Genomic DNA, 25,053 nt, shown 5'->3' with positions numbered 1-25,053 from the left:
GCACCCGATACCTCACGCCGTGATCCATACGACCGTCAGCGAGCGCACGCCCTGGGCGCCGCGAATCAGCACGCCTTCGATATCGGCGGTCGCGGAAGGTCCGGTGACGAGCGCCGCATAACGTGCCTCGCGAAAATCGTCGCGGCGGTAAACGTCCTGCAAGCCATCGAGCAATTGCGCCGGATCGAGCAGAACCACGAGATGCTGAACGATATAGCCGAGCGCATTGACCACATACTCGCGCTCGCTGAACCAGACCGACCCCGTTTCGGCGACACCGAAGCGCGCTCGCACCACGCCGACCTCGACGTCCTGCAGCGAGGCCGGGGCCGTGCCCGCGGCAAGCTCGCGCGTGCCCGGTATCTCGGGCGTTGCCGAGGCAACCGAAGCCGTCGCGCCGAAGCGCTCGCAAATCAATGCACTCACCTCGCGCGCGCTCGACGCTTCGACGCAGGCGCCGCCCATCGCCTCCAATGCAGCGGTGAAACGCGCGCGCGGATCGCCGCCGGCCGACTCGAAAAGCGGCACCTCGGGACGCGGCCGCGCCTCGGGTTGCGCGGCACGCACTTTCGCGAGAAAAGCCTCACGCGTTGTCATCGCCGCCTCCGCGATTCTTTTTGTACCATGCGTGAAAAGTCATCTTCGGTGCTTCCGGCAAGTCGCGTTGCTTGCCCCAGATATTGAGCGGGTTGTAGAGCACGAAATTCGGCAAGCGCCGCAATGCGCCGCCCATCGACGACACCGTCGCGCGATACAAGGTCGGACTCGCGAGCAGACGCCCTGCCATTTTCAGGACTTCCTGCTTCACGAACGGGACTTCGTGGCGCTCGGCGATCACCGTGCGCCATTTGTAGATCTGCTCGTGAATATTGATCTTCACCGGACACACGTTGCTGCAACTGCCATTCAGCGTCGAGGCGAACGGCAAGGCGCTATAGCGTTTCAGATCGAAAGTCGGATTGATGATCGCGCCGATCGGCCCCGAATAGGTGCCGCCATACGACAACCCGCCGCTGCGCCGATACACGGGGCACGTATTCATGCACGCGCCGCAGCGAATGCATTTGAGCGAGTACCAGAAGTCCTCCATCGCGAGCCGCTCCGAACGGCCATGATCGACGAGGATGAAATGCATCTCGGTGCCGGGACGTGGCGCACGAAAATGCGACGTGTACTGCGTGATCGGCGAACCCAATGCGCTGCGCGACAGCATGCGGACGAACACGCCGAGGTCCGATACTTTCGGAATCAGCTTCTCGATGCCGATCGACGCGATATGCAGCGGCGGCACGTTCGCCGAAAGGTCCGCATTGCCCTCGTTCGTGCAGACGACCACCGTGCCCGTTTCCGCCACCGCGAAATTGCAGCCGGTCATGCCGGCCGTCTTTTCGCGCACGAAATACGGCCGCGTATTCATGCGCTGGCTTTCGGCGAGATAGTGAATGTCGCTATTGTCGGGATCGGTGCCGATCGTACGGCCGAACAGTTCGGCCACGTCCGCGCGCAGCTTGTGCACGGCGGGCACGACCATATGGCTCGGGTCCTGATGATCGAGTTGCTGGATGCGTTCGCCGAGATCCGTTTCCATCACCGTGATACCGCGCGGTTCGAGGTATTCGCGCATCCGGCATTCGTCGGTCAGCATCGACTTGCTCTTCACGAGCGTCGTCATGCCGCGCTCGGACATCAGCTGATGGACGATCGCGTTGTGCTCCTCGGCGGTGGCGGCCCAATGCACGACCACACCGTTCGCTTCGGCCGCCGCCGCAAACTGTTCGAGATAGTCGGCCAGATGCGACAGCGTATGTTCCTTGATGCCCGACGCGAGCACGCGCAGCGTTTCCCATTCGGCGATGCCGTGCGCCTGCGCGTCGCGCTTCTCGCGCAAGTCCCATAGACGCCGATCGTGAAACGCGACGTGCTCGGTCTTTTTGATGAACGCGCCCGCGGCCTTGGCGTGATCGATGCGGCTCATGCGCGCGCTCCATTGAGAACCTGCGCAATATGGATGAAGCGCGCCTCGGCCTGCATGCGTTCCGCGCAGCCCTGCTGATGCATCAGGCACGACATGTCGCCCGAAACGATGTACTCGGCGCCCGCATTCAGATGATCGCGCACCTTGTCCTGCCCCATGCGCACCGACACCGCCTCTTCCGTAACCGAGAACGTGCCGCCGAAACCGCAGCATTCGTCGGGCCGCGCCGGCTTGACGAACTCGATGCCCTTCACGCCTTCGAGCAAAGTACGCGGCTTCGAAAACGGCGTGCCCCTGATTTCCGACACCGACGCCTCCTTCAGATGCCGCAGCGCGCTGCAGCTATTGTGCAGACCGACGCGATGCGGAAACTCGGCCCAGGGAAATTCCCGCGCGCCGACCACGTCATGCAGAAACTCGACCAGTTCATAGGCACTCGCCCGCACCTTCTTCACTGCGTCGGTCTGTTCGAGCGCGGTCAGATGTTCGCGCACGTGATGAATGCAGCTCGCGGACGGCCCGACGATATAGTCGTAGCCCGCGAAATTGCGCGCAAAAAGCCGCTCGGTGGCGGCCGCGTCGGCATGCGCGCCGCTATTGGCCATCGGCTGGCCGCAGCAGGTTTGCTCGCGCGGATAGTCGACCTCGATGCCGAAGCGTTCGAGCAGTTCCAGCGTGGCGATGCCCACTTCCGGATAGAACGCATCGATAAAGCACGGGATAAACAGCGCGACTTTCATAGGCTTTTTAAAAAGGCGGGGATGACGCCAATCGGACCGTGGCCGGCATGGCCGCCACCGGCAGCCGTGGCGACTTCGGCTCACTTGGTCATGTTGGTCTGACCAAGACTATAAGAAAGTCCACGAGTGGTGTCAATCGGTGTCAATCCGTTCCGTGGCGCTCTGGCCCGCGTGCTTCGCCGCTACGCGCGAGCCGCGGGGAATCGGGCATTTATGCCGGCGACGGCTTTGCCGCGTCTTCCTTATAGATTTCACGCACGAACGCCAGATGCCGCTCGGCGGCCTTGCGCGCCTTTTGCGCATCGCGTGCGATCACGGCGTCGTAAATCGCCTGATGCTGAGCCATCAACTGCTTTTCCATCGTGTCATCGTAATCGATCAAGCGATGATATTGCCGCATACCCTCGCGAATCAGCGTATGAATCCCGTGCATCACATGAGCGAGCGCGACGTTGTGCGTGGAGTCGGCAATCGCGAGGTGAAACGCGGCGTCGAGTTCGGCGAGGCTCGTGCGATCGCGCGACAGCGAAGCGGCCTTCAGCGCCTCGAACGCCGTGCCGATCCGCTCGAGGTCCGCGGCGGTCGCGCGCTGCGCCGCGTAGACGGTCGAAATCGCTTCGAGCCCCTGGCGCAACTCCAGAATGTCGGCACTGGTACGCGGATTCTGCAGCAGCAGTTCGGCAAGCGGCTTCGAAATGATCGGCGCGGTGACGTCGACCACCGTGAAGCCGCCCCGCCCCGATGTTTCGATATAGCCGTCCGCTTCGAGCCGGATCAGCGCCTCGCGCAGCGACGGCCGCGATACGCCGAGCTGCGCCGCGAGATCGCGCTCGGCGGGCAGACGGTCGCCGGGCATCAGCGTGCCTTCCGAGATCAGTTGCTTGACCTGGTCGGACACCACGTCGGAAATGCGTTTGCGCGTAAAAGACGGGATCGGGGTGAATGGCATGGGCGGCGATCGGTGAAACCGGTGGGTGGAGCAAGCGGCGGCGGCCTGCCCCACGGTGCGTGGAATTATACCTTTCGACTCCACGCCGATTTCATGCGCGCGACACGCTTTCGTGCGGACACTCAATGCGGCTGCGCGGCGTAGAAGCCCGCCAGATCGTGCTTGAGCACATGCAGCGCGGCATCGTCGAGATAGATCATGTGGCCGGTCGGATAGTACGTGATGCGCACGTTCTCGCGCAGTGGCGAATCGATGCCGAGATGCGCCAGCGCATACTCGGTCGCGTAGAACGGCGTAGCGAGATCGAAGTAGCCGTTCAGCGACATCACGCGCAACTGCGGGTTCTGCCGCATCGCCTCGGCCAGATCGCCGGCCGGGTACGGCAACTGCAAGCGCTCGCCCCACCACTCGCGATGCTTCCAGTCCCATTGCCGCAGCGCGTCGTCGTTGAAAACCTCGTAGCGGTCCGCCGGCGTGAAGTGCAGGTCTTCCGCGAAATGCCGATGCAGCGCCGCGTCGAATGCGCTCGAGATACCGCTCACCGACGCATCGAAGTCGGGATGCTCGTTGGCGTCGTCGAAGTCGATGCCTTCGAAACGCGCGTCGTAACGGCCGACGGTGCGCGAGCGGTCGCGCAGCAACTCGCTGCGAAAACGCGACGGATAAAGCCGCAGACGATTGCGCTTCACATAGCCCACGTCGAGCCCGGTGAAGTACGCAACGCGCGCGGCAATCGCATCGCGCTCGGCATCGGGCAATGCATCGCCGCGCGCAAGGGCCTGTGCGTAAGGTCCCCGCGCGAACGCGCGCGCTTCGTCGAGAAACGCCGGCAAGCTCGCGGGCTTCGGCGTGATCTTGTCGTGATACCACGCAATGGCCGCGAAACTCGGCAGATAGCTCTCGCTCTTTAAATCGAAGCCCGGCGAGAACGCCGACGCATCGAGCACCGACGACATCAGGATCACGCCGTTCAGCGCGATATTGTTCTGCCCGAGCTTGTACGCGAGCATCGCGGCGCGCGCGGTGCCATACGATTCGCCGAGCAGATACTTCGGCGAATCCCAGCGCTGGTTCACGGTCAGATAGCGATCGATGAACTGCGCGAACGCGTTGAGGTCTTCGTCGACGCCCCAGAAATCCTTGCCCGTGCCATGTCCGACGATCCTCGACAGGCCCGCGCCGACCGCGTCGATAAAGACGAGGTCGGTCGTGTCGAGCAGACTGTCGGGGTTGTCTTCGAACGTGTACGGCGCGGGCGGCGTGCTCGCGGGACTCGCGGTGCGTACGCGCTTCGGTCCGAACGAGCCCATCATCAGGAACACGCTGCCGGCGCCGGGGCCGCCGTTGAACAGGAAGGTGACGGGTCGCGTCGCCGGCGTTTTGCCCGGCACCGTGTAGGCGACATAGAAGACACTGGCGTTGGCCGCGCCGGTCTTGTCATGCAGCAGCAGATTGCCGGCCGTCGCGGTGTAGTCGAGCTTGCGGCCATCGAGCCGCAGCGAATGCGTGGTGACGCTCGTGGTTTCCGGCGGGACGGGAATGGCGGGCGTCGATGGTTTGCCGTCGTGTTGTGTGGCATCCGTGGTATCCGTGGCATGCGATGTTGCCGTGGCGTCCGAGGCATTCGTTGCTGCTTGCGTATTCCATTGTGAAGCCGAATGTTTGCGCGGCTCCGTACCGGTGCGCGAGGTCGTGGCGTTCGGCTCGCCCGCATTGCCGGGCGTGGGCTGATTCGCGGCGGGTCCGGACGCCGCGCGCTCCACCGCCTGCGCGCTTTGCGTTGCATTCGGCAAATCGCCAGGGGTGGCCGCCATGCTTCGTTCACTGAACGACGCCAGGGTGACGATGGAAAACGTCGCCGCCAGCGCCGCGACCGGCCATCCCGCCGCATGGAAGCGGTGCAACGAAACACGGAAACGAAGGATCATGAAGTTCCCCAACCACGAGTCGAGACGCGCCGGAATTGCCGGATGAGGCGCGGGCAGAAGTGCGGAAAGCAGCGCTGCAAGAAGCGCCGGATGAGGCCTCGTCAATCCGCTTCAGGAACGCACCCGGCGCTCGATTCTTGACGCAAGTCCGCGCGACGTCAACCGTCCTGTCGTTACGGGTTCGACATTACAAATGGCTTCTGCCGCGCCGCGACCTCGCACGTATGTCGTGCATCGTGCAGAATCGAAGATGCCGTCTTGCCGAGCGTTGCCCATGGAGCAACCGGTACAGGATGCATGCCACGCTGCCGCCCCGGCTTTCGCGTACCGCACCTGCCGCAGGAACAGCCCAACGCGCTCACGCTCAACGCATGGGAAGAAGGCCGCCGCAAAGAGGTGCTATCGCGCATGTGCGGGCATACGGCATCACGCTTGCCAGCGAGCCGCCCTATGTCTATTGAAAGACGCCGAGTGAGCCTATCTCGTGACCGGCTACGGCGAATGCGTGGACAGATTCTTTGCATTCGGATTTTTCGAACTCGCACGCCGCTCCGGTTCCTTTCCGCCCGAACTCATCGATGCGTTCGAACCGGTCATGCAGGAAGAGTGCCGTTATATTCTGCTGTTCGCGAACTGGGTCGCATGGCATCGTGCCAGGCTTTTTGGGTGGCAGCTCATCTGCTTCGAGATCGAGTTTGTGGCTGTCTGGGGCTGCCCCGGCTGGGAGCGCATCGGCCTCGCGCGCACGATGGATGACGAGGAGTCTGAGTGGCGCGGCTCACGCGCGAGCCGACGATGATAGTAAGGAACGCGCGATCAGGCGCGTTGCGCCTGAACCTGCCATCAGAACTGCCGGCGCAATTCCGCCGGCGGCACCTTCATCAAATGCCGATACTTCGCCACCGTGCGCCGCGCGACGAGCACGCCCTGATCGGCCAGCATCTTCGCGAGCGTCACGTCGGAGAGCGGATCGCGCGTGTTCTCGGCGGCGATCATCTCCTTGAGCAGCGCGCGCACCGCGGCGGCCGAACAGGTGCCGCCGCTTTCGGTGCCGAGTTCGCGCGGGAAGAAATGCTTGAATTCGAAAATGCCGCGCGGCGTGGCCATGTATTTGTTGCCCGTTGCACGCGAGATCGTCGATTCATGCAGACCGAGTTCGTCCGCGACGTCGCGCAACACCATCGGCTTCAGCGCGATTTCGCCGTACTGGAAGAACGCTTTCTGATGCGCGACGATGCACTCGGCGACGCGTTGAATCGTATCGAAGCGCTGCTGCGCATTGCGGATCAGCCAGCGCGCTTCCTGTAACTGCTGCGCGAGCGGCGAACGGCTCGCGCCCGCCGACTGCGCGAAAAGCCGCGCATACATGCGATGGATCCGCGCGCGCGGCTGCACGGCCGGATTGACCGACACGACCCACTTGTTGCGCGCCTGACGCACGATCACGTCGGGCACCACGTAGTTGTCCTCGGCGCGGCCATAGCAATTGCCGGGCTTCGGATCGAGCTTGCGCACGAGCATGCAGGCCACGCGCAACTCTTCCGCGCCGCAGCCGATCTGCTTTTGCAATTCGGCCTGCTCGCGGCGCGCGAGACGTTCGAGATGATGCTCGACGATCTGCCGCGCCACCTCGCGTCCGGGCGTATCGTCGGGCAATGCGTTGATCTGCAGTGCGAGGCATTCCGACAGCGAACGCGCGCCGAGCCCCGGGCGATCGAGCGACTGCACGAGACGCAGTGCGACGAGCAGGTCTTCCTCGGTCAAGGCCGGTTCGAGTTCGACGCTATCGGCCACGCTGTCGGCAAGATCGGCAAGCGATTGCCGCAGATAGCCGTCGTCGTCGAGCGCCTCGATGATGAAGCGCGCCACCGCGCGGTCGCGGTCGTCGAGCCGGTAAAGACGCAGCGCATCGTGCAACTGCTCGCGCAAGGTCGGCTGCGAGCGGGCCCAATCGGCCGGATCGCTGCCATCGGCATCGCCGTTCTGACGTGTCGACGTGCGAGCGCCGTAGTCGCCCGAAAAATCGCCGGGCATGTCGTCCTGACCTGTACTTTCCAGCGTGTCGCCATCGGCGTTTTCGGCGGGCAACGCACCGGGTTCGGCGGCGAGCGTATCGGCCGCGGGCAGCGCGCCCGCTTCTTCGGCCGGCGACGTCGTGGCTAGCGCGACGTCTTCCGTTTCCGACGAATCGTATTCGAGGAACGGATTCGTATCGAGTGCCGTGCGCAATTCCTGCTGAAACTCCAGCGCCGACAGTTGCAGAAGGCGCACCGATTGCTGAAGCCGAGGCGTCAGTGCAAGCGATTGCCTCGTACGTAATTCGATGGAAGGCATTGGCGTGAGATTCCGTTCGTTGATAGCCGTAACAGCCAAGGGCCAGGAAAGCTGCTTTCGCTCATTGGAGCAACTGTCGTACCAGGTTTCTCAAGCTGCTGTTTTATTTACGCTTTGGCTATTCGGGCTCGCGTATCTGCATAGGCGGGAGACGCCCTTTTTTACAAGCGCCCTGAAATTTCCGGTCCACGTTATCGGACGACCACGCGAAACTCGACGCGTATCGTTCATGCACTCATCCTCGGCCACGAACCCGATGCCGCGACGCTTTTTCGACAGCGATACGTGTGCATGAGTCGTCTGCACGAACGTGGTTGGCACACTGCTTGCGGCCCGACTCGGCATGACGGATGTGAGCTTCGGCCAATAGAAAAGTCCCTGCAAGCGTCGCATTCGGTGTCGAGCGATGGCGAAAAACAGGCCCCGATGGAGTCGTCGTGGCAACGGCTCTACGTGGATCATCAGCGATTTCGGCCACGATCGGTCACCAGCAACAAAACCGTCCATTCTCATCAACACCCGAAGGAGAAACCATGAAGACGATCCAGCTTCTGAAGACCGCGAGCAGCATCGCTGTCGTCGCATTCGCCCTGAATGCCACCGCACAGACCGCGACGACGGCGCCGTCCGCGTCATCGGAAACCATCGGCGAGCACATCGACGACGGCGCCATCACGACCAAGGTCAAGGCGGATCTGCTCGCGGCGAAGAACGTCAAGTCGACGCATATCCACGTGAAGACGCGCAAGGGCGTCGTGTGGCTCACGGGCTCGGTGCCCTCGGCAGACGATAAGTCGGCGGCCGCGGAAGTCGTGCAGAACGTGAAGGGTGTCTCGGGCGTGAAGAACCATCTGAAGGTCGCGGCCGAATAGGATCGGGCGGCCGAGAGTTATTTTATTTATCGTGGCCTTTCGCCCGCAGCACGCCTGCACGATGCGGTAGTCATCCGTTGACGACAAAGCGCGGGCGGATCACTCTGCGCCACGCGTAGACACTGGCGAATATGGCGACTATGGCAGCGACCGCATAGCCAGCCACAAACAGGAGGTGCCCCAGTACTCAGGCCTCTCCCTACCGCTTAAACCACGGACCGAACTTCGTTGGAGAATCGCTCAACAGTTTCATTTATTGTTCGCATGGACTGGTTGTCTCCAAGATACAAGAAAATTCGACAAATCCCCGAAAGAATGAATGCCCCAAACCCGACAACGAATGCAGCGAACAAGCAAACTGGAGCGGCCCCACGTATCTGAGGACACAAGGACTCTCTTAAAATAAGGGATAGTCTTGTGCCTATCAATAAGCCTGGTCATTACGTGGAAAGCATCGAAATTCTGACCGAGCCGGAGCGCCGTCGTCGGCGCACGGCGCAGGAAAAAATCGCCATCGTGCAGGAAACACTGGAGCCGGGAGCATCGGTGTCGGCCGTGGCACGTCGGCACGGCGTCAACGCCAACCAGGTGTTCGGCTGGCGCAAGCAATACCAGGAAGGCAGCCTGGCGGCGGTGAAGGCGGGCGAAACCGTTGTGCCGGCATCTGAGCTGGTCGCCGCCATCAAGGAAATCAAGGAACTGCAACGGCTACTCGGGAAGAAGACGCTGGAGGTCGAAATCCTGAAAGAAGCCGTGGATTGGGGCCGGTCAAAAAACCTGATTGCGCGCTCGCCCTTGCTGCCAGGGGACGACCGATGAAGACGGTCTGCGAAGTTCTCGGCGTGGCGCGCTCTGCCGTGGCGGTGAAGCGGAGTCGTCCGTCCGATTAGCGGGATGGTCGCCGTGCCCGCGTGACCGATGATGCCGGTCTGGTCGAGGAAATTCGAGGACATGTGGCGTATCTGCCAACCTACGGCTACCGGCGTATCTGGGCGCTGCTGCGCCGTAGTCGGGAGATGACCGGTGTGCCGTGCGTCAACCACAACCACGGCGGCGGCGATGCCATTGATGTCGTCTGCGCGACCTGATTATTCTCCACTTCGATCTGCCCCACACCAGTCGAGGTCGCTGCATCCGTCCCCGACGCAGTGGCAATCCCCGCCACCAGGCTCGTCACCAGATTCTCCCGTGCCTGACGGTCCTCAGCCGACATCCCATCCGTCGACCCGAGCAACGTACCGAGCAGCGAACTCGCCGATGCCCCCATCGCCCCCGCGCCGCAACTCTGGCTGCTCGCCGCCGCCCCCGCACAACCGACAATTGCATGCAGGGCCGCACGTGCCGTTTCGCCAGCCGCCGTGCTGTCCTTGTCCAGAGAGTCCGCGATGGCCTTGACTCCGCTCGCGCCCAGCTCCTGCAAATAAGCCACCGTCGCACTCTGCGCAAACTGCCCCATGCTCCCGGTCACGTTCCCGCCCACCGCCACGCTCAACGCAGTCAGCACCTGCCGATACGACCCACCCGGCCCCCACTCTGCATTCAGCTGATCGGCCTGCTGCTGCGCCGCCGCACGCTGTTCCGGCGTCAGGTTCGGATTGTTCGCCGCCGCCTTCGCTGCGTCCGCTTCCTTCGCCCGGTTGTTCACGAACGTGCCCACCTGATTGATGAACTGGCTCGTGATATCAAACCCAGCCTCGATCTTGTCCTTGTCGAAGATCGGTGCAACCGACCCCAGCGTATCGGACGTATCGCGGCTGATACTCGCGACGGCCTCATCGGCTGTCTGCCCGGTCAGTTGCTGTTGCTTCGCCTCATCCGTGATCGTGATCGACCCGCCGCTGATTGCGCTCTTCGTCGTGCCGCTGGCATCGCCTGATGCGCCCATGACGATCGGCGGCGCCATCGCAAGCCCGCCGCTCTTCGGCAGCGTCGTGCCCGGCACCGGATTCGTATTGCTCGCTGTGCCGCTCTGGCTCTTGCCGATGTCGCCACCGTAGCCGCCGCTGATGCCGACCGACTGCCCGCTGTAGTCAGCCCTGTTTTCGATGTCGCTGTGCGTGAGCGTCGCGGTCGTCAGGCTGTTCACGCCGCTCTGCACCGCCGCATCGCTGCTGGAAATCACGGCCCCCTTGAGGTCCGTATTGCCCTTCACGTTGATCTGGAAGCCGCCGTCGCCCGCGCTGATGCCCGATTGCTCCGTCACGCTCGCATAGTTGCTGTTCAGCTTCTGCTGGCTGATATTGCCCGCCACGCTGGACGCGCCATAGCAGATTGGCGGCACGCACACGCTTACCGACACGCCCCCGCTCTGCTGTTTCGAGTTGTAGGTGCGCGTGTCCTGCAGGCTTTCGATATTCAGGTTACCGCCGACATTGGCGATCACCTGCTGGCCATTCGCCACCGCTCCCTTCAGGTTCGTATCGCTGCCCGATTGCAGCGTCAGCGTGTTGCCCGCGTTGACCTGGGTATTGGTCCAGGTCGTATCGCCGCCGTTGCCGTTGCCTTTCGTGCCCGACACGCCGGCCTGAAACGAGATGCCATTCGATTTTCCGACTCCGAACGTCACACCGGCACTCGCGCTCGATCCGCTGTTCGTGCTCTGCTGACTGTCGGTGTTCTGCGAAGCCTGAAGGTTGATGTTGCCTTCGGCATTGAGCGTGGCGTTATTGCCTGCGGTGAGGTTTCTGCCGGCGACATCGATGTTGCTTGCAGCTCCCGCACCGGCCGCCTTGATGTCACGCAATGCGGGACCTACCAAGTCCTGCATTGAGTTAGCCCTTCCTGCTTGCCAGAGGGCGCGCACCTCATTCAAACTGTTCGGGTTAGTACCACCCGCAATGTCGGAGAATCTGACTGCACCCGGTCATCTTCCCAGCCGCGCACGTCAAAAATCTCATAGTTCCCAAGACTACTAAGGTTCAAGCTATTACAGCGGGAGCATGGGAGAAGTTTGTCTTGCGCCGTTGTCATCAGCTTTTAAAATCGTACTCGGGAGGAATTTTCCAATTGCCGTCAGGGAACTCAGGCCAATTGAAGTGGGGTTCTCCATATGCCTTCTTCACGTCGTGCGTCATACCATCAAAAAAACTCGCCAAGCTTTGAAGTTGGATTCCTGCACGAACTAACCCCGCTCTTGCGGTAAGCAAGTCACCCTTAGCCATTGCGTCGTCGTATAGATTGATTGCGGCCTTAAGACGTTTCGTCTTGCTTTCAAATGTTTCCGTCAAATTCTTTTTCCAGTCGATATGCCACTCGAAGTCGTCCGTTGTATGGTTATACGCATGCAAATCAGCGTCCGTCAGCCCATGCGAGAGCGCCAATCCGTGAAGAAGTAACTTGATCCGATTGAGTTCCATAGTTTTCACTTTACGTTGATTTTGCGACCCGAACCCGCAGTTGTTTTGCCGTCGTTTGCAGTCCCGTCGTTTGTGGCAACAAATTTCGACCGTGCGCGAACACCTCCACCGGCAGCTTACGAACCCTCTATCTCTTCTCGACCTGATCAAGCGCGGCTTGAATCTCCGCCAACAGACGCTCTACCTTAGCTCGTGGGGCACCGATCCGTGTTTCGAACTCGAACATGTCAATGCCGTTGCAAACCTCGTTAAGAGCCGCGTTGAGAACAAGTAACTCATCGAGACTAAGCTCGATCTCAGTATCCTCGGCAATTCGTTTGAGCTTCATAGTTACCTCACCTCAAGTTATTGAAATACGCTTTCCCATTCGTCGGCTTGAACGCAGTTCCGCCGTCCGCCGCATTCGGGTTCCGGATAACAACCATACCGGAAGAATCGTCCCAATATGCGGAACGCCCGTTGCTCAGTTGCTTCGTCGCCGAAGGGTTGTTGAGTATATTTTCTATCTGATCGGCAAACTGCTGTTGCGTCGTGATCGAACCACCAAACTCATTCTGATCGATCACGTGCTTGTCGAACGCATGACCATTCGCGATCTGTTCTGCGGCAAGTTGATTGTTCAGCAGCCCGCTGTTAGCAGCATTCGCGGCGCTATCCGCTCCGCTCACGGTGTTTGTGGCCTTGCTCGAATCGCCACCACCCGCCGCCGTAGTGATGTAATCAACCAGCCCCTTGACCTGATCCGGAATGATCGCCGTGATCCAGTCGCCAAGCTGCTTCGCGTCCGGCATCGGATAGACCAACGACCCATCTGGCTTGATGGTTGGATCAAGCTCCGTGGCCGGGTCCGCAATGACCCCGTCACCCTTGCTCGCCGTCTCGCCCTTGAAACCGGGCAGCTTGAATCCGGACAACCAGGGCGGCGGCAGCGCCATCTGTGGCGGCGGCGCAACCTGATTATTCTCCACTTCGATCTGTGCTGCACCAGTCGCCGTCGCCGCATTCGTCCCGGACGCCGTGGCGATCCCCGCCACCAGGCTCGTCACCAGATTCTCCCGTGCCTGACGGTCCTCTGCCGACATCCCATCGGTTGGCGCGAGCAGGCTGCCCAGCACCGAACTCGCCGCAGCCCCCATCGCACCCGCGCCGCAACTCTGGCCACTTGCCGCCGCGCCCGCACAACCGACGATTGCATGCAGGGCCGCGCGTGCCTCTTCGCTACCCAGACTGTCCGCGATCTGCTTGACCCCATTCGCGCCAAGTTCCTGCAAATACGCCACCGTCGCACTCTGCGCGAACTGGCCCATGCCGCCAGTCACATTCCCGCCCGCCGCCACGCTCAACGCAGTCAGCACCTGCCGATACGACCCACCCGGCCCCCACTCTGCATTCAGCTGATCGGCCTGCTGCTGCGCCGCCGCGCGCTGTTCCGGCGTCAGGTTCGGATCATTCGCCGCCGCCTTCGCCGCGTCCGCTTCCTTCGCGCGGTTGTTCACGAACGTCCCGACCTGATTGATGAACTGGCTCGTGATATCGAACCCGGCTTCGATCTTGTCCTTGTCGAAGATCGGTGCAATCGAGCCCAGCGTGTCCGACGTGTCGCGACTGATGTTCGCCACCGCTTCATCCGCCGTCTGTCCGGTAAGCTGCTGCTGTTTCGCACCATCGGTGATCGTGATGGCTCCGCCGCTGATTGCACTCTTCGTCGTGCCGCTGGCATCGCCCGATGCGCCCATGACGATCGGCGGCGCCATCGCGAGCCCGCCGCTCTTCGGCAGCGTCGTACCCGGCACCGGATTCGTATTGTTCGCCGTCCCGCCCTGGCTCTTGCCGATGTCGCCGCCATAGCCGCCGCTGATCCCGACCGACTGCCCGCTGTAGTCAGCCCTGTTCTCGATGTCGCTATGCGTAAGCGTCGCGGTCGTCAGGCTGTTCGCTCCGTTCTGCACCGCTGCATCGCTGCTGGAAATCACGGCCCCCTTGAGGTCCGTATTGCCCTTCACATTAATCTGGAAGCCGCCGTCGCCCGCACTGATGCCCGACTGCTCCGTCACGCTCGCATAGTTGCTGTTCAGCTTCTGCTGGCCGAGGTTGCCCGCCACGCTCGAAGCGCCGTAGCAGATCGGCGGCACGCACACGCTCACCGATACGCCACCGCTCTGCTGCTTCGAGTCGTAAGTGCTCGTGTCCTGCAGGCTTTCGATATTCAGGTTGCCGCCAACGTTGGCAATCACCTGCTGGCCATCGGCTACCGCGCCCTTGAGATTCGTATCGCCGCCCGATTGCAGCGTCAGCGTGTTGCCCGCGTCGACATGTGTATTGGTCCACGTCGTATCGCTGCCGTTGTCATTGCCCTTCGTGCCGGACACGCCGGCCTGGAACGAGATGCCGTTCTCCTTTCCGACGCCGAACGTCACGCCGATACTCGCGCTCGATCCGCTATTCGTGCTCTGCTGACTGTCGGTGTTCTGCGCGGCCTGAAGATTGATGTTGCCTTCGGCATTGAGCGTGGCGTCATTGCCTGCCTTCAGGTTGCTGCCAATGATATCGATGTGGCTGTCCGCTCCCGCGCCGGCTGCCGCGATCGTCAGGTTATGGCCCGCCGACGCAGTGCTGCCCACAGCCGTACTCGACGATGCCGTCGAGTTGCTGTTGCTGTGGCTCGTGCCAAGCGATACGTTGATTCCCACGCCGCCGACCGCCGTCGGGTCGCTCATGACCGCGTCGTAAGCATTCTTTGCCGCCAGTCCCGTCGTTGCGGCGGCGAGCGCGTCGAGCCGCGCGTCGCCGTTCGTCTGCTTGACGTCCTTGCGCATCTGGTTCGCGGTCTGCACGGCCGCGATGACCGGGTTGCTGACGCCCGCGGAAATCGCAGTCTGTCTGAACGACTGCTGTTCGTTCTGCGTGGCGATGTCCTGCGCCGCATCGATCGTCACGGTCTTGCCCGCGAGATTCAGGTCGTTGGCTGCGTGCAGCGTGCTGCCGGTCACATGCAGGTCGTTGCCTGCGGTAATGGTCAGGTTGCCGTTCAGCGAGCCGACCAGGCTACCTGTGTTCGCCACCTGCGTGGCCTGTTGTGCGTCGGAGGTGGTGCGTGTGCCGATGGAGTAGCCCTGCAGGCCGCCATCGAGCTGGTTCAGCGGATTGAGGCCCGACAGGAAGCCATATTCGCGCTTCTCGTAAGTGCTCTGTGAATTCAGCGTGTCCTGCGACGTTGTAATCGACACGTTGCCCGCTGCCGCGAGTTTCACGTCGTTCGTGCCGACCACGTTGCTGCCCTGAATCGTCAGGTCACGGCCCGACTGTACGGTCACCGTGTTGCCCGACACCGTGCTCGCGACACCGATGCTGGCCTGCGAGTTCTGCGTCATATCTGTCGTCGAACCGCTGACAAAGCTGCCGCGCTTCGATTCGACTCCCTGATAACTATCGTGCTCCTCGCGGGCTTCGTTGATCGTCACGTTGCCGGTTGCCGCGATGGTCGCCGTACCACTGCCGTTGTCCACGCCATCCATCATGCCTGCCGTCAACGACGAACCGGTCAATGTGACGTTGCCCTTGCTCGCGTCACTGCTCACAGCCCCCAACGTCGCATTGCCGCCCGCCGTGAAGGTCGTGCCGACTGCGTGTTCGTCGTACGTATGGTCGACTTCCTGGCGGGTCCTGTCATCGGCGGCGACGTTGTCGAATTTCGCGGTATCGGTCACCGTGGTCGCCGTCAGGTTGCCGCCCGCGACGACCTCCATGTCGCCACCCGCCGTCACCGTTGCGCCCTTGAACGTTGAGTCGTTGCCGCTCTGTATCGCGAGGTCGCCGCCTGCCGAAATCGCGCTGGTCTGGTGGGTAACGCTGTCTGCTTCCCAGTGATGCCGGTCATTCTGCGCGAGCGATTGCGAGGTGGCGGACTGCACCGCATCGACCGTGATGTCGTGGCCGGCGGTGATCTGCGCGTTGCCGCCCGCCGCGATATTCGCGCCATGCACCGTCAGATCGTGACCCGCCGCAATCACCATGTCGCCGGTCGAGGCAATCGTGCCTTGCGCGCCGAGCAGCGTCTGACTGACGTTGCTGTTACCGGCCGCGTTGCTCACGCCCACCGTATCGGCCAGCGTCGTATTCGTGATGTCGTTGCCCGCCAGCACCGCCATGCGGTTGCCCGCAATTTGCCCCGACGCATTCACGACATCGTTCGTCGCGGAGACGATCGTCGTCCCGTTCGTGCCGCTGCTCGCGATCGTGCCGCCCCGGTTCAGGATGTCGGTCGCGCTCAACACCGTCTGCGTGCCGCCCCTGATGATGCCGCTATTCGTCGCGCTGCCCGTGGCGTGAATGGCCACGTCATCCGCCGCAATCAGCGCGCCGCCCGGCTGAAGATCATCCGCATGCGTTTGCGCGAGATACACGACAGGCGCCAGCACCTGCTGCGTCGTGCCGTCAGGCAACGTGACGGTCTGGTTCACGAGCCACACGATGTCGCTTGTCAGCGCATCCATCTGCGCGGCCGTCAGCGCGATGCCCGGTTCGAGCCCGAACTGCTGCGCGACGTTCACGCCGTTCGTCATCAGCGCCTGATATTCGTCGAGGTTGTTCGTATAACCCTGCAGATAGACACGCCCGGTGAGTTGGGTGATCTGCTCGCGCACCAGTTGTTCTTCGTACAGGCCGTCGCCGAGACGCTTCTCCACGCTCTGCGGATTCAGGCCAAGCTGACCGAGCATGTAGTCCGACGAGATGAAGCCCGTATAGCTCGTCAAACGCGGATCGGTTACGACCAGATACGACGCATCGGGTGCGCTCGCGAACGTATAGAGTCCGCTCTTCGGCAGGCTCAGGTTCAACGAGCCGCTACTGCCCGCAACCGTCTGTGGTGCCTTGACCTGGGTCCCCTTCATCAGCTGGTTGGCGCCGAGCGTGCCACCCGTCGCTCCGGTCGCGGAGTTCTCGGCCGCAACGTTGGTGTTATTCACGTCCGTCGCGCTGATCTGCACCGCGTTGTTCGCAATGATGGTCCCGCCCGTGCCGCCGATCGCCACGGGCGCGAGCACGATCGACGGTTCGACAACCTGGCCTACATCCTGCGTGATGTTCTCGTTCCACGCATAGGTCGACACGATGTCCTGACGCTGGTACTGGTACAGCGTCTGCCCGGTGTTATTGACCGTCGTGCCGCCATAATTGCCGGTCCCGTTGCCTATTTCGCCATCCTGCTGGTTTGCACCGATCCGGATCGAACCGCCCGCCGCGATCGCGCTGTAGCTGTTGTTCAGCGTGCCGACATTCGCGAGCGTCAGGTTGCCGCCCGCGAACAGTTGCGCCTGCTGTGCCTGCGCGCCCGTTACCTGATCCTGCTGCGTGGTGGTGGTCGTGTCGCGCGCGATCTCGACGCGCTGGTAACCCTTGTGTCCGTCGCTGCGGCTTGCGTACTCCGTGGACGGCAGATAGTTGACGTTCGGATCGTAGCCGTCCCAGTAGCTGACCGTGACCGTACCGTTGCCGTTGTCCGTGATCGCGTTGTACCAGATCGTCTGCGGCTGGCCGTCGACGTTCACGACCAGCACGTTGTCGGTCGCGTTCGGGCCCGAAGTCTGCGAGACGATCTGCGAGCTGGCGTATGTTGCATCGACGGGCGCGCTGTAGCCGTTGTCCCACATCTGCTGCGTGCAGTAGCCCTTGTCGCTATTGCCCGTTGCGCAGGCCATGTATTTGCTGCGCTTGGTCTGATGGACCGTATCGACATCGGTCGTTACCGTCTCGACCGTTGGTGCGGGGCGCGAGTTCGTCAGCGTATCGGTGGCAATCTCGATGCTGCCCTGTGCCTCGATCGTCGCTTGATCGTTGGTGAGCGAATGGCTGCGGTTCGCGAGCAGGCCATTCGCGTCGCGTGTCGCGTCGGCGGCGATGTTGATGTCGCCGAGGCTGAACAGGTTCGCGCCACCGGTGTTGGACATGTCGCCCGGCGAGTACAGGTTCAGCTCGGAAGCGGCGGCGATGATCGCGGCGGCACCGGTGTTCACAATCGACTGGCTGCCGTTCAGCGTGACCGTATTGCCGATGATCGCTGCGGTGTTGGTCAGCGTCGTGCTGTTCGTCGTGACCGTATCGCCTTCGATGCGGCCTTCGTTGCTGATTGCGTTCGCAGCGTTGACGGTCGTGCTGGATGAATTGAGTTCCGCACCTGCCTGGTTGTCGATGTTCGCGGCATTGAGCGTCAACGCGTTGACCGCGCCGAGCGTGCCCTGATTCGTGAAGTCGCCGGTCACGCTGAACGTCAGGTCGTGATTCGCCTGGATCAGGTTTGCCGCGCTCTGCGTGTAGTCGCCGTTGATCGTGATGGCACCGTCGTTGCCCGCGACGAGGTGGCCGTCGCCGGTTAGCCGGGTCGTCGTGACGTCGAGGTTCTGGTCGCTGCCAATCGAGCCGTTCTGGTTCGCGAGCGTGCCGGTATGGATCGCAACGCTGCCGCTGCTGCCTGTGTCGTTGCCGATGCGGCCCGCGGTGTTATCGAGCGACGCAATGTTCAGGGCCAGCGTGCCGTCCGCATGAAGTGATCCGCCCTGGTTCAGAACCGTTGCGCCCGCCTGGTCGAGCGTGAGGTGATGGGTAGCAGAAAGCGAGCCGCCGCGGTTATCGACTGATTGTGCAACGCTCAGCGTCAGGTCATGGCCCGACAGCGTTTGTGCGCCGTCAGTGTTCGACAACGCCTGCGCGTTAAGCGTCACGTCGCCATTGCCGCCGATTACGCCAGCGCCATTCACGCCTCCCGTGTTCGCGTTCGTGATCGTTGCCGCGTCGATGGTCGTTGCGCCGGTGCCGACGTTGGCGATACGTCCGTTCGTGTTATCGACCGACGCGCCGGCAGCCGTGAGTGTCGCCGCTACGCCGTCCGCTTCGATCTGGCCGCCGGTGTTATCGAGTGCGCCTTGTGCGGAGACCGTGACTGCGCCGTTCCCCTGGATCAGGCCTGCCGCATTCTTCAACGTGCCGCCAGATTGAACGTTCGTCGCGCCACCAGCCGCAATCCTGCCGTCTGCGTTGTCGATGCTGCCGCCCGCCACGGACACGTCGCCGTTACCGCCGATCTGTCCGTTGCCGGTATTGGTGAGTGCACCGCTGGCGCTCACATTCGTCGCGCCCGTCCCACCATTCGCAATCGAGCCGCCATCGTTCGACACCGTCTGCGCCGACACGTCAAGCTGCCCGTCTGCCTGAATCGTGCCGCCCGCGTTGTCCAGCACGCCCGCGCCAGCGATCAACACATCGCGCGCGCCAACATAACCGCCCGCGCTGTTATCGAGCGAAGTGACGGCGAGCGCAGCAGAAGACTGCCCCGCCAGCGTTCCACCGCGATTCGCCAGCGTACCGACATCGACCCGGAGCGCGCCATTCGTCGCGAGCGTACCGCCGTTGTTCGACAGCGAAGCACCCTGCACCGACAGCGTGCCGCTACCCGAACTGGTGAGCGTGCCTTTATCGTTGATGAGCGTCACGGGCTCAAGTGCGAGATCCGCGCTATGGGTCTGAAGCGTGCCGCCGGTGTTATCGAGCGTGCCGGACACGTTGACGACTGTCGCACCGGTGCCGGTCTGCGTGATCGTGCCACCGTGATTGACGAGGTTCGTACCACTGAGCGAAAGCTGCGCCGCGTCGAGCGTCGCCGCGCTGGTATCGATCGTTTGCGCGGCCGACACATCGAGCGCGCCATGGGCGATGGTCCGGCTGCCGGCGAGCATTACATCGCTGCCCCGCAGCGTCGCGTTGCCGCCCGCCATGTTCTGGCCCGTCGCCGACAGCGCGCCGTTTGTAGAAAGATTCAGATCACCCGACTGTGCAACCGAGCCGTCACTGTTGATGCCCGCGCCGAGAGATCCGGTGGACGCAATGCTGCCCGCGCTTACCGTGAGCCCCTGCTGCGCGGCCAGTGTGCGGCTATTGGCAAGCGCGCCGGACGTATTGATCGACACCGACTGGCGCGCCGAGGTCGTGCCGCTGTTGTCGACTCCATCTGCCGCCGACACCGAGAGATTGCCGCTTGCGCCCGTCGTGCCGCTGAGCACCAGCTTGCCCTGCGTGGTCAGCGTGAGGTCGCCCGCCTGCGCCTCGATGACGCCCGCGTTCGACACGCCGACTCCCTTCTCATTGCCGACGAGCACGATCCGGTTCGCGTACATGCCGCCAAGCTGGCTCACGTCGATCGAGACGCCTTGCGATGCGCCGTTAGCCGCGATCGGCGTGGCCGCCAGCGTGTCGTGATCGACCTGGTTCGCGCCGGTCACGACATTGAGCGTATTGGCGTAAATCGCGGCATTCGCCTGCACCGCGCGCGCAATCAGATCGACCTGATCGATGTTGCGCGTATTGAGCCCCGCACCCTGCACGGTGATGTTGCCGCCCGCCACGTCGAAGCCGGTCAGATTGCCGCTGGCGTCGAGCCGTGGCGTGCCGGTCGTCAGAATGCCGCGCGTCGTATTGATGAAGCCGCCGCCATCGACGACGATGCCCGAGCCGTTCGCCACCACCACTTCCGCTTTATTGCCGGCGACTTCGAGATAACCACGCAATTGACTCGGTGAATTGCTATTGACCTGATTCAGAATGATCCGCGCCGATTGTCCCGGCGACAGATCCGGATTGCCATTGATCTGCCCCGCCTGCTGCGTCTGAACGATGGTCGGCGAGTTATTCAGAATCACGCCCGGCTTTTGCACGTCGAATTGCGAATACGTGTTGACCGAAACCCCCGCGCCACCCGGCTTGTTGATATTGACTTGCGGCAAACCGTTCTGCGTCTGGATGACCGTTGGCGCATGCGCACCCGAGGGCACGATCTGCGCATTCGAAAACTCGGGCGTAAATCCGGACAGCACGAGCACGGCAAAAACTGCGTGACGCATCGCGAAAAGAGTCATGCGTCGATTTGAGACGGACGGAAGAGTTTCCCCTTGACATACATTGCCGTGGCCAATGGCCGTTTCTGCAACTGCAACGGGCATATCCCGAAGCCGGCTATAGACGAGCCGAAAAGTATTCCTGTTCATCTTTAGGAAGCGTGTTTTTTTAACCGCCTCAAAATACCGCATACATCAATTTCATTCTTTTAATAAAAGTTAATTGCACACGAATCAGAAAATAAAAATACAAATAGGAATTGTCCGATTGACATTTAAAAATACAATTAAATAAAAATTCGACAATAAATATCAGACACTCCAACAATTAAAATCAAGAAAACATCATCAAATCTCATGCACCCACCAAGATCATCATTTTTATTTATTAACGAGATGGCAATAAGTTAATTCGTGCGATAGCTACCACCCAGCTGCACAAAAAAACGGCCCGAATCCATCGAGCCGTTCTATTCATACCGCCGCCCCAACCTACGCCCGCTTCTCCACAAACTCATTGAACGGCTCCGGCGTTTTCGAAGGATCGAAATCGGCCCAGCGTCCCTGCTGCCAGCGCCCGGTCGCCTTTTCGATCGCCATGCCCCCGGCCTCTCGCAACACGCGCGCGGCTTCGAGCTGATTGTCCTGCGACACGTGCACGGCGACCAGCACGCCGGAATCGCGCAACTCTTCGTGATACGGCACCCTGTACCCCGTTTTTGCGTGCTCGCGCGTGCGCGACATCGCGCCCGCCAGCGACCCGGCATACGCGCCGACCCCGGCCGCGATCAGCGAAACGAGCAGCGGGGCCGAAAACGCCGCGAAGATCGCGACGCCGACGACTGCGCCCATCACCGCGCCGATCGTCACGCCCATTCCCGCGCCTTTGGGCGCGTCGCGCGCGCCGGGGTCGGTGCCCATATTGCCGCCGATCGGATGATGCGCGTGCTGGCCGCGCGGATTGACGAAAAACAGCGTCACGTCTTCTTCGACGAACCCGGTATTGAAGAGCTTTTGCGCGGCGTTTTCCGCGGTGGGAAAAGTCGTAAAGCGTGCTGCAACGATGAGTGACATATCGCCTCCTTATCGATGAAAGGCGTTCGCGGCCCCTGTCCGCGCCTTTGCATGGCGCATCGAGAAAGCACGGCGCTGCGGCACGCGAGCGCGCTATGCCGCAGCGCCACGATCCGGCTCCAGGCCTTCGACTCGGAACAGTCCGCTATGCAACACTACGCCTTCTCCGTCGTTCTGGTCGAGCGCTTCCGCGCAGACCGAACGGATGCGCTGGCGCCCCCTGTCGAACGCCTCCATCAAGGCCGGTTCGAGCGCCGAATCGGCACCGAAATGATCTTCGAGCGCCTCGGCGGTAATCGCGCACACGACCGGCTCGCCATGCACGCGCGCGATGAAGCAAACCGTCAGATTCGCCCCGTCGAAAACGGGTTGCTCATCGGGGAAAATGATCTGCATAAAGGAATCCTCATAAGCAGGCCGCGGCAGGGTCGCGTTCATGACGAGCCCTTCATCTTGCCGGCGAGCTGACGCGCCATGTCGAGGTGATGCCGGATGGTCGGCAGCGCATGCGCGACCGCGGCCTTCAGTTGCGCATCGGTGCCGCTCGCGCTTTGCTGCTGGAACAGATCGACCGCGCGCTGATGCGCCTCCACGCCGATCTGCTCGACGTAAGCCTGATCGAACGCAGTGCCCTTTAGCGTTTGCAGCTTGCCGACCAGCGCCGAATCCGCCGACGGCGCCAACTTGAAGCCCTTCTTCGCGACGAGCGCCGCCATGCCCTGCGAGAGCTTCGTGTGGTCGACGATCATTTGCCCTGCGAACTTCCTGACCTGCGGATCGTGCGAATTTTTCAGCGCGACTTCGCTTGCGGCGATTTCGGTCGCATCGGACGTCGAAGCTTCGAGCACGAACTGCTGATCGGCGGGAGAAAGTGTCGTGCCGCCAACCGGCGCGGCGCCGGCCGGGGCCTCGCTTGCCTGCGCATGGACGGTGCCGGTCGATGCGACGCCGATGCCCGCCACGGCCAGCGCCATCGTCAACACTTGTAGGGAATACCGGAATGTCATGCATTTTCTCCCTGTTGACACACCATGCTGATACATCGAAGCGGCGGCGCTTGCAGACCATCGCTCTCGCTCATGCAACCCCTTGTGCTTCGTCGTTCGCGCGATCGGCGTTTGCTCGTTATGCATTTGCATGGCGGCCCCCTTTGCTAAAGCGTTGGGAGCAAAACACGTGCCCATATCCGGCGAGGCGTTCTGCCGCGCGAGGTCACGCGATGCGGGCTATTCGCACATTGCGGAGCGAAATCGAAGCCGCGTTGATATCGGGCATCTTGTGTATTTCGCACATCGGTAATGTCGAACGTCGAAGGAGCGATCGTTGCCCGATCGTCGGCACATCGACCCACCTCGCTCAGGGATTTGATAAGGATCACTGCTCGTTGATGGCGGACCGCACGCCAGCCACCTCGGTACACCAAACCAGGCACTCCGGCTGCGAGCCGCACCGGTCCAACGCTCCATATGCGGCTCATCGGAACCTCGACCTCGCCACGACCCTGCCCGCCGCCTTCGCACGAGCCCGCGCACAAACTCAAGCTTGAGCGCCCCGAAGCGGAGTCGCTAGAATACGGCACCTCCATGCTGCGGCAAGGCGCCTTCATTCGATGACTCCCTCCGACGATTCACGGCAATCCGCGCGTACGTCCACCGCCGACGCCCTGTTCGCTTTCCTCAAGACGCTGCCGCTCGGCGACCGGCTCATCGAAGGCGGCTTCATGGCCGTGCAGGCGGTGGCGGGCGCGAGTCTCGCGTTCGCGATCGGCCGCGCGCTGCATACGGAACAGGCGTTCTGGGCCGCGATCACCGCGATCGCGGTCAGCCAGCACAGTTATATCGACACGCGCAAGCTCTCGCGCGACCAGTTCATCGGCGCAATGGTCGGCGGCGTGTGCGGTCTCCTCGGCACGCTCGCGGGCGGCGGTCATTTCGCGGTCTATGCGGCAACGGTGTCCGTCGCGATCATGATCTGCTGGGTCGTCAACGTGGGCAGCGCGGCGCGGCTGGGCGGCGTCACCGCGACGATCATGCTGCTCGTGCCCGGCATCGGGCCCGTGTGGGACAAAGCGTTTCTGCGGCTCGCCGAAGTGACGCTCGGCACCGTCTGCGCATTGCTGGTCGCATGGCTCATGTCCTCGCTCGAACGGCGTGCGTTCGGCAAATCCGGACAATCCGGCTAGCGTTGCACGCCAGCGCCGCCGCGAGGTTCGCGGCGAACCCGGCCATCGGCACCGCGGCATGCCCTGACGCCCAGCGGCATCTCATCAGGTTTCCGAAGCATCGTCCGCTTGCGCGCGGCGCCGGTAGCGTCCGGGCGTCATGCCGACGCTTTGTGCGAACGCCTTGCCGAATGCCGCTTCCGATTGATAGCCGACCGCCTCGCCGATCTCCGCCGCGCTGCGGCGCGTGCGCAACAGCAGATCGCTCGCGATCGTCATGCGAATCCGCGTGAGAAAGTCCATCACGGTCACGCCCGCGCGCTCGTTGAAACGACGCGCGTAGGTCGCGCGCGACATCGCCGCGCGCTCGCCGAGTTCGGCGATCGTCCAGGCACGCTCGGGCGCATCGAGCATCGCCTGCACCGACGCGCCAAGCCGCGCGTCGGTCAGCAGTGCGAGCACGCCGGTGCTCTGCGCCGCATGCTCGCCGTATACGCGCAACGCCATCGCGAAGAGCGCGTGGCTCAGCGCGGTGACGATCGCGAACGCGCCGGGTTGACGGCGCTCCGCCTCGCCGCGCATCAGCGCGATCACCGTTTGCAATGTGCCGAGCGTCCGCGCGCCACCGAGCGATACGTGCAACGGATCGGGCAGCGCGTCGAGCAGCAGCGCCGACGAACCCGGCGCGTAGACGAAGCGACCGCACAGCAGATCGACGTCGGGCTCATCGGGCAAGGCGGCGTCGCCGGATTCGCGAGCCGCCGCGGCGCGGTCGTTGA

Annotated in this window: 16 protein-coding genes and 2 pseudogenes; 4 read left to right on the top strand and 14 right to left on the bottom strand. The window is 62.5% G+C overall.

Going from position 1 to position 25,053, the window contains the following annotated elements:
- Positions 1-12: 12 nt before the first annotated feature.
- The 5 genes from GXB81_RS19180 to GXB81_RS19160 form a co-directional block, all read right to left on the bottom strand.
- Positions 13-597 carry an LUD domain-containing protein gene (locus GXB81_RS19180; RefSeq protein ID WP_205990059.1) on the bottom strand — a complete coding sequence of 195 codons (585 nt, stop codon included), beginning with the start codon at positions 595-597 and terminating at the stop codon, positions 13-15.
- Positions 584-1,975: a lactate utilization protein B gene (locus GXB81_RS19175; RefSeq protein ID WP_205990058.1), complete on the bottom strand. Its 1,392-nt coding sequence runs from the start codon at positions 1,973-1,975 to the stop codon at positions 584-586. Before GXB81_RS19175 ends, GXB81_RS19180 begins: the two co-directional genes overlap by 14 nt.
- On the bottom strand, positions 1,972-2,715 hold the full coding sequence (locus GXB81_RS19170; protein WP_167041681.1) for a (Fe-S)-binding protein: 744 nt from the start codon (positions 2,713-2,715) through the stop codon (positions 1,972-1,974). Before GXB81_RS19170 ends, GXB81_RS19175 begins: the two co-directional genes overlap by 4 nt.
- Before the next feature lie 211 nt (positions 2,716-2,926).
- On the bottom strand, positions 2,927-3,664 hold the full coding sequence (locus GXB81_RS19165) for a FadR/GntR family transcriptional regulator (RefSeq protein WP_167281794.1): 738 nt from the start codon (positions 3,662-3,664) through the stop codon (positions 2,927-2,929).
- 122 nt (positions 3,665-3,786) lie between these two features.
- Positions 3,787-5,592 carry a peptidase S10 gene (locus tag GXB81_RS19160; protein WP_205990057.1) on the bottom strand — a complete coding sequence of 602 codons (1,806 nt, stop codon included), beginning with the start codon at positions 5,590-5,592 and terminating at the stop codon, positions 3,787-3,789.
- Between the two features lie 484 nt (positions 5,593-6,076).
- Between GXB81_RS19160 and GXB81_RS19155 the strand changes: the two genes are divergently transcribed.
- The gene (locus tag GXB81_RS19155) at positions 6,077-6,391 is read left to right on the top strand and encodes a hypothetical protein (protein ID WP_241016436.1); all 315 of its coding nucleotides are present in this window, start codon (positions 6,077-6,079) and stop codon (positions 6,389-6,391) included.
- Between the two features lie 44 nt (positions 6,392-6,435).
- Here GXB81_RS19155 and GXB81_RS19150 read toward each other — a convergent pair whose 3' ends face one another.
- Complete coding sequence (locus tag GXB81_RS19150) at positions 6,436-7,926, bottom strand: RNA polymerase factor sigma-54 (protein WP_167041672.1); 1,491 nt, start codon at positions 7,924-7,926, stop codon at positions 6,436-6,438.
- Between the two features lie 533 nt (positions 7,927-8,459).
- Here GXB81_RS19150 and GXB81_RS19145 point away from each other — a divergent pair.
- Positions 8,460-8,798, top strand: coding sequence for a BON domain-containing protein (locus GXB81_RS19145; RefSeq protein WP_167281798.1), 339 nt, complete (start codon positions 8,460-8,462; stop codon positions 8,796-8,798).
- Between the two features lie 453 nt (positions 8,799-9,251).
- A pseudogene (locus GXB81_RS19140) lies at positions 9,252-9,811 on the top strand (transposase); the annotation flags it as partial.
- Between the two features lie 68 nt (positions 9,812-9,879).
- On the opposite strand, the pseudogene GXB81_RS19135 reads toward GXB81_RS19140, so the two are convergent.
- The 7 genes and pseudogenes from GXB81_RS19135 to GXB81_RS19105 form a co-directional block, all read right to left on the bottom strand.
- Positions 9,880-11,532 (bottom strand): annotated as a pseudogene (locus GXB81_RS19135) (hemagglutinin repeat-containing protein); the annotation flags it as partial.
- Between the two features lie 235 nt (positions 11,533-11,767).
- Positions 11,768-12,154: a hypothetical protein gene (locus tag GXB81_RS19130; protein WP_205990056.1), complete on the bottom strand. Its 387-nt coding sequence runs from the start codon at positions 12,152-12,154 to the stop codon at positions 11,768-11,770.
- Between the two features lie 127 nt (positions 12,155-12,281).
- Positions 12,282-12,482, bottom strand: a complete 201-nt coding sequence (locus GXB81_RS19125) for a hypothetical protein (RefSeq protein WP_205990055.1) — start codon at positions 12,480-12,482, stop codon at positions 12,282-12,284.
- A 7-nt stretch (positions 12,483-12,489) separates the two neighbouring features.
- On the bottom strand, positions 12,490-21,189 hold the full coding sequence (locus GXB81_RS19120; protein ID WP_205990054.1) for a hemagglutinin repeat-containing protein: 8,700 nt from the start codon (positions 21,187-21,189) through the stop codon (positions 12,490-12,492).
- A 342-nt stretch (positions 21,190-21,531) separates the two neighbouring features.
- The gene (locus tag GXB81_RS19115) at positions 21,532-22,113 is read right to left on the bottom strand and encodes a hypothetical protein (RefSeq protein WP_167281802.1); all 582 of its coding nucleotides are present in this window, start codon (positions 22,111-22,113) and stop codon (positions 21,532-21,534) included.
- Positions 22,114-22,206: 93 nt separating this feature from the next.
- On the bottom strand, positions 22,207-22,551 hold the full coding sequence (locus tag GXB81_RS19110; RefSeq protein ID WP_167041663.1) for a DUF1488 domain-containing protein: 345 nt from the start codon (positions 22,549-22,551) through the stop codon (positions 22,207-22,209).
- Positions 22,548-23,120, bottom strand: coding sequence for a DUF4142 domain-containing protein (locus tag GXB81_RS19105; protein ID WP_205990053.1), 573 nt, complete (start codon positions 23,118-23,120; stop codon positions 22,548-22,550). Before GXB81_RS19105 ends, GXB81_RS19110 begins: the two co-directional genes overlap by 4 nt.
- Before the next feature lie 602 nt (positions 23,121-23,722).
- On the opposite strand from GXB81_RS19105, the gene GXB81_RS19100 reads away from it, so the two are divergent.
- Entirely contained in the window at positions 23,723-24,295 is a 573-nt protein-coding gene (locus tag GXB81_RS19100; RefSeq protein WP_205990052.1) for an FUSC family protein, read from the top strand.
- Positions 24,296-24,379: 84 nt separating this feature from the next.
- Here the strand turns inward: GXB81_RS19100 and GXB81_RS19095 are convergent.
- Positions 24,380-25,053, bottom strand: a 674-nt coding sequence (locus tag GXB81_RS19095; RefSeq protein WP_205990051.1) for an AraC family transcriptional regulator, incomplete at its 5' end; no start/stop codon positions are given.

The sequence above is a fragment of the Paraburkholderia sp. Ac-20336 genome, assembly GCF_017105025.1.
GTDB lineage: Bacteria > Pseudomonadota > Gammaproteobacteria > Burkholderiales > Burkholderiaceae > Paraburkholderia.
This window is presented reverse-complemented; position numbering and strand designations above follow the sequence as displayed.